Genomic DNA, 15136 nt, shown 5'->3' on the forward strand with positions numbered 1-15136 from the left:
GTATTCTGACAGAGGAAGGGGGCGCGGTACACTTCCTACTGGGTAAAGTTCTGCAAATCTTTCCACTCTGAACTCTTTGCATACTTTACACTATTGAACACAAGCTGCTGAACGGTTCAATCATTCTATCCCGCTGTTCCAATCGGAGGAAAAATCATATATAATAGAGAAAATAACCGGTATATGGTTGGATTTCAGGGGGCATAAACAATGGGAGCAGGGAAGAAGGAACAGATTGAGAAGGCGGCGCGCCGTCTTTTCAGAGAGAAGGGGTATCATGACACCTCTCTTCGGGACATCAGCCGCCAGGCCGGGGTGAGTGTATCTTCCATTTCCTATTATTTCGGTACGAAGGAGGATTTGTACCACTGCCTTTTCCCGGATGAGGAAAAGGAGAAGGCGCCGGATAAGAAGGAGCAGATTGAAAATGCGGCTATCCGGCTTTTTGCGCTGAAGGGCTATTCCGACGTGTCCATCCGGGACATAGGAAAAGAGGCGGGGGTGAACAGCGCCGCCATTTCCTACTATTTCGGCGGAAAGAAGGAGCTCTATGCTGCCATCCTGGAGCGGGGGAGCGCCCTTCTGGTGGACTTTGTGGAAATGGCGGCGGACGGCACGAGGACGCCTATGGAAATCATGGAGCTTTACTCCCGTTTCTTTTTCCGCCTCATGAAGGAACATCCCTACATCCTCCGCATTTTTTCCTGGGAAATGATTCATCCCACCGATGTGTTTGCGTCCATCGGGAAGGAAAGGTTTGCCATGGTGCTGGTGGTGCTTCGGGCGGCGCTGACGGAGGGCATGGAGGAGGGCACCTTCCGAAGCAATCTGAAGCCCACGGAGGTCTGTATTTCCTGGGCGGGCATGGTGGCCTACTATTATCTCATGAGTGAAATCAAGAAACGGTTCGCCGTGAAGGAGGAGATTTCAGAAGCCTCCTATATGAACCAGGCCTTCGATGTGCTCATGAACGGTATCAGGGAAAAGCCCGGCTTTCCCGATGTTGGAATTTTTCATAAACAAAATCAATGATTCTGCCGGGAAATGGACGAATGATAATATATAGATAGAAAATATATACCTAAAGGAATTAAATTTATCCCGTATGGCTGAAAAAGTATAGAAATAGCGAATTTCTATCTTGATGTAGAGGGTATCTGCGTATAAAATAAACAAAGTAGTTCTTTTCTCCGGACCTTCCCCATGAAAGGGCACAGGCCCGGATTTTTTGTCAGATTTGGGAGTTTTATATGGCAGAAAAAAATCAGGAAATGCATGAGAACCTAGAGAGAGGACTGAAGAACCGGCACATCCAGCTGATCGGCCTTGGCGGGGCCATCGGCGTAGGCCTGTTCCTTGGGTCCGCCACGGCCATCGAGCTGGCAGGCCCTTCGGTGCTCCTCACCTACATCATTGGCGGCATCGCCATTTATTTCATTATGCGGGCCCTGGGCGAGCTCTCCGTGGCTTACCCCGTATCCGGCGCCTTCAGTGCCCACGCCGCCCGTTTTCTGGGGCCGAAGTGGGGCTACCTTACCGGCTGGACGTACTGGTACATGTGGATGGTTACCTGCATGGCGGAGCTTACGGCGGTGGGGATATACATGAATTTCTGGTACCCCGACCTGCCCCAGTGGGTATCGGCTCTCTGCGCGCTCCTTCTTATGACGGTGGTCAATTTCATTGCTGTCTCCGCCTACGGGGAGTTTGAATTCTGGTTTGCATTGATTAAAATCTGCACCATCATCTTCATGATTATCGGCGGTGCAGGCATGATTCTTTTCGGTATCGGCAACGGCTGGGAGCCTGTGGGGATTACAAACCTGTGGACCCACGGCGGTTTCTTCCCCAATGGCATCGGCGGCACCCTCATGGCTCTGGTCATGGTGATGTACTCCTACCTGGGCATTGAAATCATCGGCGTCACCGCCGGCGAAGCCCATGATCCCCGGTCCACCATTAAGAAGGCCATTGATGAAGTGTTCTGGCGTATCCTGATTTTCTATGTACTGTCCCTGGGCGTGATCATGGCTATTTATCCCTGGGATGAAATCGGCCATCTGGGCAGCCCCTTCGTTATTACCTTCGAGAAGCTGGGTATTGCCGGCGCTGCAGACATTATTAATATCGTAGTCATTACAGCTGTGCTGTCCTCCTGCAACAGCGGCATTTTCAGTTCCGGCCGCATGCTTTACAACCTGTCTCTCCAAGGGAATGCACCCTCCTGCTTCCAGCGCCTGAACCGCCACCGTCTGCCCTGGGTAGGTATCATCTTCTCTGCAGCAGTACTTCTTTTCTCCGTGCTCATGAATTACATCATGCCGGCAAGGGTATTTGTTTATGTCACCAGCGTAGGCTCCTTCGGCGCCCTCTTTACCTGGTTCGTCATCCTCCGTACCCAGCAGAAGTTCCGCGCTTCCCTTTCCCCGGAAGAAAAGAAACTCCTTACCTATAAAATGCCCTTTGCCCCTTGGTCCGGCTATCTCACCATGCTTTTCCTCTTAGGTGTGGTTGTGGCTTCCGCCTTCCGCGATGATACAAGGGTAGCCCTTTATGTTACTCCCGTATGGTTTGCCATCCTTCTCATCGGCTACTATTTCATTGAAAAGAATAAGAGAAAGCATGAACGGAAATCCGGCGGCTTCAAAGAAGAACCGGAAACGGCAGAAAGCTTTGCCGCTGCTCCTGCAGATGTGAGAATGAAATAAAAGAAAACAGCTCCTTTCTGGGGGCTGTTTTTTTTATGCAGCGGTTTTGCCGCTTAACATTTCTTTATTTTTAAATATTAGAATATTCGATGTATATTGATATTTGTTATATAAATTGTGTATAATAGAACCGTAGTTAATTTCATAGGCATTGGGCAAAGCAGGTGAAAACCTGTGACGCAAAACTATAGGGCCTGTAACATGGCAGCCAGCTGCACCGGAGTAGCAATTTCATGAAGCGCCGATTCTGTAGGAGAATCAGTGCTTTCCTTAGGGCGCAGCGAATGCTGCGCCTTTATTTTGCCCTTTTGCAGTAAGAATGAGTATGTTTAATAAAGAATGGAAGTTTTTGATGGAAGATGACAAGTTTATACCGGATCTGGATATGAATGTGCCGGTAGCCTATGCTGCTTTTGATGTAGTAGTGGACGAGGAAAACCAAAAAGCGGTGGATGCTATATATGTATATGTCAATAAGGCCTATTGCGAAATGGTGGGGAGACGGAAGGAGGAATTGGTTGGACACTCTTTTCTCTCTGTCTATGATAATGCCGATGAAAAATGGTTTGACTACTGCTACGAAGCGGCAAAGGGAAAACAGGTACGAAGCCGCATGTACAGCAGGGAAGTGGGCCACTGGCTGGAATTTGAAGTGGAACCGGCAGGCGTAGGCAGGGCTGCTTTCATATTCATGAATGTGGACATGGACCATTTGGAAAAGATGAACCTCCGCCAGTCCAGCAATACCGACGACATCATCATCCGCCTTGCCAAAATCATGAACGGCGGAGAAAGTTATGAAAAAGCGGTGAACCATATGCTGGCGGAGCTGGGCACCATTATCCATGCCGACCGCCTTTACATCCTGGAAACCGACGGAAAAAAGGTAAGCAACACCTTTGAATGGTGCAGGGAAGGGGTAACGCCGGAAATCCAAACACTCCAGAATCTGGACTATGATGACTATATCGGCGGATGGGAAAAATTTCTTGTTGACAATACCAGCCTGGTGTTGGAAGATATTGAAGTCCTCAGGAAAGACGACCCTGTAGACTATGAAAACCTGAAACGCCAGGGTATAAAGAGTATTATGGATTCTCCCATTTATGACGGAGGAAATCTCATCGGATATATCGGTGCCGACAACTATGAGATCAGCGATGCGGTGAACACCCAGAAAGTGCTGGAGACCATTTCCTATTTCCTGGGCGCCCGCATGGTAAACCAGAAACTCCTGAAAAGGCTGGACTACCTGAGCCACAGGGACATGCTCACCGGTGCAAGAAACAGGAACGGTTTCATGGAAAAACTGGAAGAGCTTGAAAAACTGGATCATCCGGCGGGCATCGTATTCGGCGATGTGAATGGACTGAAAAGAGCCAACGATGAAGAAGGCCACGTGGCAGGGGACAGGCTGCTTCATCGCGCCGCAAAGGCCATGCAGCAGTTCTGGGGTGATGAATACGTGTACCGCGCCGGCGGCGATGAATTCGTAGTCCTCCTGCCGGGCATTTCCGAATGCGCCTTTTACAGGAAATTCCAGGAATTCTACGACATGATGAACGCCAGGGAAGACATGTCCGTAGCCTACGGCGCCCAGTGGGCCGAAACCGGCAGTGCCCTCTCCTCCGCCTTCAACCAGGCAGACCGGAAAATGTATAAGGATAAAAGAAAACACTACCACTGCCTCACAGGAGAACTTCAACCGGAAAATATGCAATAGTGGGCTGGTGACTGGCAGGACAGTGGAGGTCGCAGGCGGGGGACTATATGGGGGAACCCCTTGACAAGACCGTGTCCATTGGCTACAATGAACTCATATTACAAAAGTGCTGATGGAAAAAAGTACTCATTCCGGAAGTCCTTCAGAGAGCCGGCATTTGGTGGGAACCGGCGGCGGAGGAATGGGGAAGTTCTTTCCTGAACTGCGCGGCTGAACTTTGGAGTAGGCTGCGACGTGTGCCTCCGTTACAGGGCGTAGAGTCGATCTGATGAAGATAATTTGGGTGGTACCACGGATAATCCGTCCCTTGGGTATCACCCTTTTGTGTTTATTCAGGTAAACAGGGTGGTACCGCGATGTGTCCCGTCGTCCCTTGCTTAGAAATAAGCAGGGGACTTTTTGATTTCAGGATGGAAGGATGGAAAATATGAAGATGATGAAGATAGCAGGAGCCGCCATACTGGCGGCAGGGCTCCTTCTGGGAGGAGCAGGAAGCGTTTGGGCGGCGCACCTGGAGGATATTGCAGCCCGGGGGACTCTCCGGGTGGGTACCACCGGCGATTACAGGCCTATGTCCTATAAGGACGCTGATGGAAAGTATGAAGGCTTTGATACAGAACTGGCGGAAAAGCTGGCAGACTCCCTTCATGTGAAGGTGGAGTATGTGCCCACCACCTGGAAGACCCTTTCCCAGGATACGGCAGACGGCAAATTCGACCTGGCCCTCTGCGGCATTACAAGAACCTTCGATAGGGAAAGAACCCTGGCCATGTCGGATGGCTACCTTCTCTTCGGCAAGACCATTCTCTGCCGGAAGGGGGAGGAAGGGAAATACAAGTCTCTCTCGGATTTGGACAGACCGGAAGTGAAGGTCATGGTGAATCCCGGCGGAACGAATGAAAAATTTGCAAAATCCCGCCTGCCCCATGCTACCCTCATCATTCATGAGAAGAATGCGGAAATCCCTTCACTCATTGCCAAGGGCAAGGCGGACGTGATGATTACGGAAACCATGGAGGCAAGGCGGTATGTACGGATGGACAAGAAGCTGGCAGCTCCATTGGTGGACAAGCCCTTTACCAGAAGCCGCTTCGGCGCCCTCATGGCCAAGGGAGACCAGGATTTCCTGAACTATGTCAATTTCTTCCTGGCGGAAATGGAAACGAACGGTACCATGGACGCACTGGAAGATACATATATTAAATAAAGCAGTATAGGAATTTGGGAGGAAATAGAAATGAAGACATGGATGAAAATGAGTATGGCAGCAGTTCTGGCGGCAGCAGCCCTGGTATATGGAGGATGCGGCGGAAGCCAGCCTAAAGGAGGCGCCGGCTCGGCTTCCGGCAAGCCCATTATCGGTGTGGTGCAGATCGTGCAGCATGGCTCCCTGGATGAGGCCAATAAAGGTTTTGTGGACGGACTGAAGGAAAGAGGCTACGGCGAGGACAAGGTGACCTTTGACCAGCAGAACGCCCAGGGCGACCAGTCCAACCTGAAGACCATCGCATCCCGCTTCAAATCGGAAAAGCCGAAGCTCATCTGTGCCATCGCCACCCCTGCAGCCCAGGCAGTGGCCAATGAAATCAAGGATATTCCCATCGTAGGCACCGCCATTACGGACTACACCACCGCCAAACTGGTGAAGAATGATGAAAAGCCCGGCGGCAACGTCACCGGCGTCAGCGACCTGGCTTCCATCGACGCCCAGATGGACCTGGGCAGAGCTCTGGTGCCCAATGCCAAGACCGTAGGCCTCATCTACTCTTCCAGTGAAGTGAACAGTGAAGTGCAGGCCAACATGATGAAGGATTACTGCAAAAAGAATAACCTGGCTGTAGAAGAAAGAACCGTAAACAGCGTGAATGATATCCAGCAGGTGGCAGAATCTCTGGCAGGCAAGGTGGATTTCATCTATGTCCCCACCGACAACACCCTGGCCTCCTCCATCCCCACCCTCATGAAAGTCACCGATGCCAATAAGATTCCCGTCATCGTAGGGGCGGACATTATGGCCAAGGACGGCGCCCTGGCAGCCCTGTCCGTAGACTACTACAAGCTGGGTGTGCAGACAGGCCACATGGCTGCCGACATCCTGGACGGCAAGATCAAGCCGGAAACGGCAGCCATCCAGCACCAGAAGGAATACACCATTGTCATCAATAAGAAGGATGCGGAAATCCTGGGTATCAAGATTCCCGATGAAATCGCTAAAAAGGCAAAGATGGTCTGAGCCGCGTAAAGGGGAGACAGAGAGATAGTGAGATAGTGAGACAGTGAGACAGTGAGACAGTGGGACGGTCAGACGGTCAGACGTCAGACATCAGTTGTTTCAGCGTCATTCCGGCAGGAGTGACGCCGGTGCTGCCCGCCCCATTGTCATTTCGACCGCAGCGGAGTGGAGTGGAGGAATCTCCTCCTGGAATGGGATTGGCTGTATTGTGGCGTGAGATCTCTCGACTCAGAGTGTCAATGAAATGAAAAACATGGATTATTCATAACGGCCCTAAGTCCCGCTCGAGATGACGCAGAGGCAGGCGGCCTGCGGTCATTCCGGCAGGGGTGACGCCGGTGCTGCCCCGCCTCACCGTCATTTCGAGCGGAGGACAGCGGAGGAATGAGGCAGGCGGTTCGTGGAGATAGTGAAGAGGAGTCGAGAAATCTCCCTCCGAAATGGAAAAGGCTCAATGGGCTGGAGCTCACCAGTCCACTAACCCACTAGCTCACCAGCTCACTAACCCACTTGCTTACCAGCCCGCTCAATTTTCGGAATCACAAGGACGCCATGATAAAAGGCAGCGAAGGATGACCGTTCCTTTACTGCCTTTTTTGAATAGAAAATCCAGGGCAGAGGACTGAAAATTTCCTGTTTCAGCAGGGGATAAAGCCCATAAAATCCATATTTTCTGTTTTTTCTCGGAAATAACTGTGATATAATAATCTTTAGGTATATCCTCATGTGGATGTACGGAAAAAACGAGTAAAGAAGGCGGGGCTATGTCAGAAATCAAGGAAAGATTAGCCCATGTAATGGACCGGATTCACAAGGCTGAAAAGCGGTCTCCCTATGGGCAGAAAGTGACTCTGGTGGCGGTGACGAAGTTCCATCCTCTGGAGGATATGGAAGAGGCCATCCATCTGGGAGTGACCCAGGTGGGGGAGAACCGGGTCCAGGAAATGGAAGAGAAGTTCAAGGCCTTGACGCTTCCGGTGGTCTGGAATCTGCAGGGCCATCTGCAAAAGAATAAGGTAAAAAAGGCAGTGGCCATGGCTGATTTGATCCAGTCCGGCGATTCCCTGGACATTCTTCGGGAAATCGACCGCCGGGCCGGGGAAATCGGCAAGGTGCAGGATGTGCTTCTGGAATTCAATATTTCCGGAGAGGAATCGAAGCACGGCATGGCGCCGGACAGTCTGGATGATGTATGCAGAGAAGCATCCCTTCTTCCCCATATCCGGGTGAAGGGGCTCATGTGCATGGCACCGGCCTATGAGGATGTGGAAAAGACCCGCCCCGTATTCCGGAAGGCCCACAGCATGTGGGAAGATATGAAAAAGGAATTTCCCGAAGGACAGATTTCCATCCTGTCCATGGGAATGACCCATGATTTTGAAATTGCCATTGAAGAAGGAGCCAATATGGTGCGCATAGGCACAGCCATTTTTGGCGAAAGACACTATCATTGAGAGGAGAAAAAAATGAGTCTGCTTGATAAATTTAAGGACCAGTTTGTTGACAGGGATGAGGATGAAAGAGAAGAGGAAATGGAAGAGGAAGTACCGGCAGGTCCGGCTGCTCCCGTTCCACCCCGTCCCTCTGCAGTAAGCCCGGTCAGAGGCATCGGCAGAACTGCCCAGCCCCGCCAGGCAGCCAAGCCCTATACCATGGTGGTGGTGAACCCCAAGAGCTATGGGGACGCTGAAAAAATCGGCGACCATCTGAAGGCTATGCGCCCGGTGGTAATGAACATGGAAAAAACCGACGCCGACGAAGCACAGCGGATTGTAGATTTCGTACAGGGTATCATGTATGCACTGGACGGCAGAATCGACCAGATTTCCGAAAACATTTATCTCTGCGCGCCGAATAATATGAGCGTATCCCGTGAAAATTTCGCTGCCTACCAGGATCAGCAGCAGGCACCGGCAGCACCCCAGTGGAACGCCCAGACACCTCAGGGACCTGAGGCTCCACAGGGCTGATGTCTTTCCTGTCCAAAGGAGTGAACTGGCTGAAAAACCAGTTTGAAGAAGCTCCTGAAGAAGACAGCTATGAGGAACCGGAACGGGAAGAAGGAGAAGATGTTCCCGCGGCAGGCGCGCTGCCCGCAAGGAGCATCCGCCCTCAGGAAGTGGATATCCTCGTTCCCGGATCCTACGGAGATGCCCGTCATGCAGTGGATGCCCTGGCAAGGGGCATGACGGTGATGGTTGTATTGAATGACAATGTGGATGATGAAGTGGCCAGCCGCTTTGTGGATTTCATGAGCGGCGCCGTCTATATGGCCCATGGAGATGTGATGCTCCTGAATGATGACGTGCTCATCTGCGTTCCCTCTACGGTGGACCTTCATGAAGACCGGCTGGCATTTGTATCAGGCATTCCGACCTGGAAAGGACCGTAGAAATGAAGAAAATCCTGATTTTCGGCTGCGGCGCCATGGGAGGGGCCATCCTCTCCGGCTGCCTGGCCAAAGGGCTGTGGTCAAAAGATGAAATATATTTGAAAGAGCATTCCGAAGAAGCATCCCGGGAAAAGGCTGCCCGCTATGGCGTCCATCCTTCCGTGGACGGCAGTGAAGCGAAGGAAGCGGACCTGGTGATTCTGGCGGTAAAGCCCAATGTGGTGCCGGGAGTGCTTCAGGAAATATCCCGGTATCATCCATCCCGGGTTCTTTCTATTGCAGCGGCGGTGACTCTCTCCTCCCTGGAAGGCGCCCTTCCGGAAGGGACGGAGGTCATCCGCGTCATGCCCAATACCCCTGCTTCCGTAGGGGAAGGCATGGCTGCCATTGCACCGGGAAAGAAAGCGTCCCCGGAATTTGTAAAGGAAGCGGAAGATATTTTTTCCGCTTTAGGAAAAGAAGCGGTGGTCACAGAGCGGCAGTTGGATGAGCTGGGCGCCCTGTCCGGCGCCGGCCCGGGATATGCCTTTGTCATCATCGATGCCCTGGCCGATGCAGGCGTGCTTATCGGCCTGCCAAGAAAACTGGCCATCGAAGCTGCCGCCCAGACCCTTTACGGCGCAGCGAAAATGGTGCTGGAAACAGGAAAGCATCCGGCGGAGCTCCGTGACCAGGTCACCAGCCCCGGCGGCACCACCATCGCCGGCATTCATGCCATGGAAAGGGACGGCATCCGCGCCGCCCTCATGGACGGCGTCAAGGCCTGTCTTGAAAAATCAGACGCCATGGCAGGGAAATAAGAAAGTCAGGAGAGACAGGATTCTGTCTCTCCTGTTTCTCACAGGGAAGAGGATGAAATGAAAGATAGAGAAAAGATACTTCGTTATTTTGCAGCTTCCGGCGAGGAGTCCAAAGACATGGCCATGCGCCTTCTGGACCTGGCAGACGCAGTGGACCGGGGGCGTCCCTTTGCGGTAGGCCCCTTTATGGCCCCCTTTGCGCGGCAGATCGGCCAGACCATTGCGGCCCACATGAAGACAGTGAAATCCTCCGCCTTCGGCGGCTATCATGAAGCGGAAAGGGTACGCATTGCCTTCTGCAGGGAAGATTATGACGGTCCTGTGGACTTCGGTGAAAGTCTCCTCTCCGTCACCTGGGACGGCAGGTATCGCCTCATCGGACACAGGGATGTGCTGGGTTCCCTCATGGGCCTTGGCATTGACCGGGCGGTGCTGGGAGATATCCTCATGCAGGGCGCCGGCTGTCAGGTAGTGGTGGACAGCGCCATGAAGGACTGGCTCATGGATAACTTCAAAAAAGTGGCCATGGTGCCGGTAAAGGTGGAAGAAATCCCCCTCTCCGATATTGAGCCCCCCAAGCAGACCGCCAAGGAAGTGAGGGCCACAGTAGCCTCCCTTCGCCTGGACGCCGTAGGCGCTGCAGGCTTTGGTATTTCCCGCTCCAAAATGGTGCAGGCCGTGGAAGATGAAAGAACGGAAGTGAACTGGCAGCCTGCCAAAAGTGCCTCCCAGACCGTGAAAGCAGGAGACATTATCAGCATTCGGGGCAGAGGCCGTATAGAAATCAAGGAAGAAACAGGCATGAGCCGGAAAGGACGTACAGGCCTTTTGATATACAGGTATAAATGAGACAGCGGCTGGTGGCTGGTGGCTAGTGGCTAGTGGCTAGTGGCTAGTGGCTAGTATCTAGTATCTAGTATCTAGTTTCTAGTTTCTAGTTTCTGGTTTCTAGTTTCCAGGTTTTCCTGTACGTGCTGCCGGCACTGCCTTTCCCATGTAAGTACATCAAATTTCCAAAGGAGACATACAGCATGATTACACCAATGGATATACATAATAAAACATTTTCCCGCCAGATCCGCGGCTATGCACAGGACGAGGTGAATACCTTCCTGGAAGAGCTGGCCAAGGACTATGAACGGATTTATCGGGAACATCGTGAAATGGAAGAGGAAATGGACACCATCCGCACGAAGCTCCGCAACTATGAAAAAATGGAATCCACCATGTCCAATACCCTGGTCATGGCCCAGGAAACGGCGGATAATGTAAAGAAAAACGCCCACAAGGAAGCGGAACTCTCTATCCGGGAAGCCCAGAACGAGGCTCACAAGATCGTGGCTGACGCGGAATCTGCCCGCCGCAAGATGAATGCAGACCTTCTGAAAACAGAAGGGGACATGAACCTTTATATCGAAAAACTCCTTTCCAATTTCAAATCCGCCCTGTCCCTTATCGAATCCGCCAAAGCCGTCAAGGCTCCCCAGCCTGTAGAAGACGGCACTGCCAAGCCCGCTCCGGCAGCTGCAGAAGCGCCGAAGGCAGAGGAACCAAAGGAAGAAGCTAAGGAAGAACCGGCTCCGGAAGTGCAGGAAGCTGCACCGGCTGCTGAAACAGCAGAAAACCCTGCCGGCGGCAACCTTTTTGACCAGGCTGCTGCCACTGCCAAGGGCGAAGAACCGGCGGCTGAACCGGCAGAAGACACTGCAAACAGGGAATAAGCCTATGGAAGAAAAAAAGTACGTCACCGAATGGGCCAATGAAAACCTGGGCCTTACCCTGAAGATTACAAAAATGGTACACGAGGAACAGACCCCTTTCCAGCATATCGAAATCGCCGATACCCTGGAATACGGCAGGCTCCTGATTTTGGACGGCGTGTTCCAGACCTCCGTGAAGGACGAATGGACCTACCATGAAATGATTTCCCACGTGCCCCTCATGCTCCATCCCCATCCGGAACGGGTGCTCATCATCGGCGGCGGCGACGGCGGCGTGGCCCGGGAAGTGTGCCGTCACGAATGTGTCAACCAGGTGGACCTCTGCGATATCGACGGCAGGGTCATCGAACTTTCCAAAGAATATTTTCCTACCATTTCCAGGGTACTCAGGAATCCGCCGGAAAAGCTCCACGTTCACGTAGGCGACGGCATCGCCTTTGCCAAAAGCGTGAAAGACTACTACGACGTCATCATCATCGACTGCTCCGACCCCATCGGACCGGGAGAAGGCCTCTTCACCAGAGACTTCTACAAAAGCGCCTATGCGGCCCTTCGGAAAGACGGCCTCATCGTGCAGCAGACCGAATCCCCCATTGTGCAGCAGAAAACAGTGCATGACGTATTCGAAGCCATGAATGACGTCTTCCCCCTTGTACGAATGTACTACTCCCACGTGCCCATCTATCCCGCCTGCCTCCACTCCTTCATGCTGGCATCCAAGGTCTATGACCCCCTTACGGCGGAACCAAGAAAAGATGTGCCGACGCCTATGAAATACTACAATACCCACATCCAGAAAAGCTGCTTCGTCCTTCCTAACTTTATTAAGGAACTCCTCTACAAGGGAGAGCAGTCGTTTTAGTGGGCTGGTGGACTAGTGTACTAGTGAGATAGTGGGCTGGTGAGCTGGTGTGACAATGGAGCCGCAGGCACCAAGGGGGGTGGATTGACGCGAAGCGGCAATCCACCCCCCTTTGAACCCTTTGAAACACTGGCACCTTTCCCCACAGCCTTTTACACAACCCTTCTACACAACCTGCGCCGATAGGCGCGCCCCCTTTTTATACTGCGGCGAAGCCGCCACCACAACCCTCGGGCCTGAAAGGCCCGTCAAACCTGAGAACCCTCCGGCTGGAAGCCGGTCAATCCTAAGAACCTTTTCAGACACACCCCTTTTACACAACCTGCCTGCGCCAGCAGGCCACAACCTGCGGCGAAGCCGTGCCCCTTCACGCCCGAAGGGCGTGTCTATAAATCCTTGGAACACAAATAAAAAAGCGTTGAAAACGCATGTTTTCAACGCTTTTTTGATGGATTTTATTTTTCTTCAGGGGTTTCATCGGAATGATGCAGTACCTGGTCTGCCAGATCCAGCCAAAGCGCTCTGTTCTCTTCCATATACTGGATGAGATGGCTGCTTTCCCTGGCTTCCAGACCCATGGCTCTGAGAATCAGCATCATCACTTTCCGGCGGATTTCATCATAGTTCATTTTCTGAGAGAAATCAAAGGAAATGAGATAGGAAGAAATCATGCCTTCTGAAATCAGGATGGCTGTATCAAGGCTGGAGTTGCGGGGGTGTCTTCGGCTCATCCAGACCTCTTCAGCCAGTACGGAATGACGCTTAATCACCGTTTCCATAAGGAAGGGAGATGTATGGAAAGCGCAGGCCAATTCACGGACAATGGGATTCTGTTCTGTACAGTAAAGTTCCATGGCCAGAAGACCGACCAGACGCCTGTCTGCGGATTCACCTTCCAGTGCTTTGTCAATCTTTGCTTTGGCGTCAGTCATAAACTGATCGGCCAAAGCGGAAAACAAGTGCTCCTTGTCTTCAAAAATATTGTAGATACTGCCGGATGTAATTCCGGAATCCTGCACAATCTGCCGGATTGTAGTAGTTTTGTAACCCTGGGTCAGAAACAGTTTTTCAGCGGTCCTGAGAATCTGATTCCGGATACCCTTCATGTGGACTGCCCTTTTTTCGGACATAGTAATATATACCTCACCTTTCCCCTAAACAAAATGCGTATACACATAGTACATGCATACCTAAATGCCCCTGACTTGATTTATTATAAAAGACATTCCACCCGATTGTCAAACGAAAAATGATTTCGTGATTGACGGAATATGGAATGCCTTGCGAATAGGTAAAAGAAATCCACGTATTTACCGGCCCCTAAGCAATATTTCAAAATTGACCCGATGAATTTACAATCAGAATAAAAAATAGAAAAAGAGGATTGGTCATGTCGGCCGGAAAAGGAATGGGAGGTGTGGAAAGATACCTCTTTAAAAAATTCTCTGAAACAGTATACACTTTTTCATATTGATAGGGAATGCATAATCACATTTTTCTTAAATTTAGAAAGATATTTTCCCATTCTGCCTTTTTTCGGATAGAGGAAAGGAGCGGGACTTAGGGGAATCCCGCTCCTTCATTTCCTCCCCGGACAGAGGGAAAACACAGAGATTCACCGGTGAGGCGAAGCACCCTGCGCTTTCCATAGGGGCAGAAACTGCCCGAAGAGAATACCTTTGGAATGCATAAGCATTCCGGTTCTAAAATCCAGAAAATTGAACTTTAGAACGCATTTAATTATAAATCCAAGTATGCTAAAAAGTCAATGGGGAATTAAAAATACTTCCCTGTTTATTAAGCATGGGCCTTGGAAGACCGCAGCTTTGGGGCATGTTCAAGAACGGTATTTACGAGAAACCCCATAGGCAGCCAGCCCCAGGGCGGCGGCACTCAAAGCGGCGGCAGTCAGCCGGCCATAGGGAATGGAAGAAAGCTTCAGTTTCCGCTTTGCCGCATCCAGTGCCGTGACCGGCTTTACCGACACCACAGCCAGGGCGCCCAGTTTCCCATGGATGGTTACATCCCGGAGTCCCGCTTCTTCCAGAAGCTCCTTCAGCTCGCTTTTGCTGTATACCTTCATGCCGGGGATGAGCTTTTCATAAACCTGGTGGAGGGGACTGCCCCCCTTGGACTGGAGGATGAGGAAAGTGCCGCCGGGCTTTAATACCCGGAGAACCTCCTTCAGGCAGGCGGCAGGATCCTTCCAGAAATAAAAGGTTTCCTCTGCCAGGATGAAATCAAATTTGTTTTCATTAAAAGGAAGCACATCGGCGGATCCCTCATATACCGAGCAGCGCCCTTCCCGGATGGCCTTCTCATTGAAACGGTAGGCAAAGTCCACGGCCCGGAAGGACGAGTCAATGCCGGACACATGGCCTTTGGGCGCCTTCTCCAGAAGACGCATGAGATTCTTCCCGCCGCCGCAGCCGATATCCAGAATTTCCGCATTTTCCGGAATGGACACCTGGGACAGACCCCAGAGAGAAAGGGGCGTGTTCCAAAGGTTCATGGCAGTAAGCAGGTACCCCTCCGTCTTCGGACCGGCATGAAATGGACTTTTCAACAATGGTTTCATCATAACAGCCTCCTTTATTCATTTGCATTTTATGTCTTTATATATTATAGCTGAAAGAGGAAGAAGGGGTAAGGTGGAGATTTTTGGGAGACTGGGGACTGGAGAATGGGGAATGGGGG

14 protein-coding genes, 1 riboswitch and 1 other annotated feature are annotated in these 15136 nt (G+C 51.7%); of the genes, 12 read left to right on the forward strand and 2 right to left on the reverse strand.

What is annotated here, in order from left to right:
• The first annotated feature begins 210 nt into the window (after window positions 1-210).
• The 12 genes from Q0482_RS09660 to speE all read left to right on the forward strand — a co-directional run bounded on the left by Q0482_RS09660 (window position 211) and on the right by speE (window position 12439).
• Window positions 211-1032: a TetR family transcriptional regulator gene (locus Q0482_RS09660; protein ID WP_299145845.1), complete on the forward strand. Its 822-nt coding sequence runs from the start codon at window positions 211-213 to the stop codon at window positions 1030-1032.
• 218 nt (window positions 1033-1250) lie between these two features.
• Window positions 1251-2708 (forward strand): amino acid permease, encoded by a 1458-nt coding sequence (locus Q0482_RS09665; RefSeq protein ID WP_299145847.1) that lies wholly within the window; start codon window positions 1251-1253, stop codon window positions 2706-2708.
• 144 nt (window positions 2709-2852) lie between these two features.
• A riboswitch (cyclic di-GMP riboswitch) is annotated at window positions 2853-2928 on the forward strand.
• A 132-nt stretch (window positions 2929-3060) separates the two neighbouring features.
• Window positions 3061-4431, forward strand: coding sequence for a diguanylate cyclase (locus Q0482_RS09670; protein WP_299145849.1), 1371 nt, complete (start codon window positions 3061-3063; stop codon window positions 4429-4431).
• A 100-nt stretch (window positions 4432-4531) separates the two neighbouring features.
• Window positions 4532-4742 (forward strand) — a binding site (T-box leader).
• A 107-nt stretch (window positions 4743-4849) separates the two neighbouring features.
• Entirely contained in the window at window positions 4850-5638 is a 789-nt protein-coding gene (locus Q0482_RS09675) for a transporter substrate-binding domain-containing protein (protein WP_299145851.1), read from the forward strand.
• A gap of 30 nt (window positions 5639-5668) precedes the next feature.
• Entirely contained in the window at window positions 5669-6664 is a 996-nt protein-coding gene (locus tag Q0482_RS09680) for an ABC transporter substrate-binding protein (RefSeq protein WP_296982059.1), read from the forward strand.
• Window positions 6665-7428: 764 nt separating this feature from the next.
• Window positions 7429-8118: a YggS family pyridoxal phosphate-dependent enzyme gene (locus Q0482_RS09685; protein ID WP_299145853.1), complete on the forward strand. Its 690-nt coding sequence runs from the start codon at window positions 7429-7431 to the stop codon at window positions 8116-8118.
• Between the two features lie 12 nt (window positions 8119-8130).
• Window positions 8131-8634, forward strand: a complete 504-nt coding sequence (locus Q0482_RS09690) for a cell division protein SepF (RefSeq protein ID WP_291058025.1) — start codon at window positions 8131-8133, stop codon at window positions 8632-8634.
• Window positions 8635-8654: 20 nt separating this feature from the next.
• On the forward strand, window positions 8655-9056 hold the full coding sequence (locus Q0482_RS09695; protein WP_297026965.1) for a cell division protein SepF: 402 nt from the start codon (window positions 8655-8657) through the stop codon (window positions 9054-9056).
• A 2-nt stretch (window positions 9057-9058) separates the two neighbouring features.
• Entirely contained in the window at window positions 9059-9856 is a 798-nt protein-coding gene (proC, locus tag Q0482_RS09700; protein WP_299145856.1) for a pyrroline-5-carboxylate reductase, read from the forward strand.
• A 57-nt stretch (window positions 9857-9913) separates the two neighbouring features.
• Complete coding sequence (locus tag Q0482_RS09705; protein WP_299145858.1) at window positions 9914-10705, forward strand: YlmH/Sll1252 family protein; 792 nt, start codon at window positions 9914-9916, stop codon at window positions 10703-10705.
• Window positions 10706-10887: 182 nt separating this feature from the next.
• Window positions 10888-11577: a DivIVA domain-containing protein gene (locus Q0482_RS09710; RefSeq protein WP_299145860.1), complete on the forward strand. Its 690-nt coding sequence runs from the start codon at window positions 10888-10890 to the stop codon at window positions 11575-11577.
• Window positions 11578-11581: 4 nt separating this feature from the next.
• On the forward strand, window positions 11582-12439 hold the full coding sequence (speE, locus tag Q0482_RS09715) for a polyamine aminopropyltransferase (RefSeq protein WP_299145862.1): 858 nt from the start codon (window positions 11582-11584) through the stop codon (window positions 12437-12439).
• 455 nt (window positions 12440-12894) lie between these two features.
• On the opposite strand, the gene Q0482_RS09720 is transcribed toward speE, so the two are convergent.
• A complete protein-coding gene (locus tag Q0482_RS09720) occupies window positions 12895-13569 on the reverse strand; it encodes a TetR/AcrR family transcriptional regulator (protein ID WP_299145864.1) in 675 nt (224 codons plus the stop codon).
• A 707-nt stretch (window positions 13570-14276) separates the two neighbouring features.
• Complete coding sequence (locus Q0482_RS09725) at window positions 14277-15020, reverse strand: class I SAM-dependent methyltransferase (RefSeq protein ID WP_299145866.1); 744 nt, start codon at window positions 15018-15020, stop codon at window positions 14277-14279.
• Window positions 15021-15136: the final 116 nt, after the last annotated feature.

The sequence above is a fragment of the uncultured Dialister sp. genome, assembly GCF_937959425.1.
Classification (GTDB): domain Bacteria; phylum Bacillota; class Negativicutes; order Veillonellales; family Dialisteraceae; genus Dialister.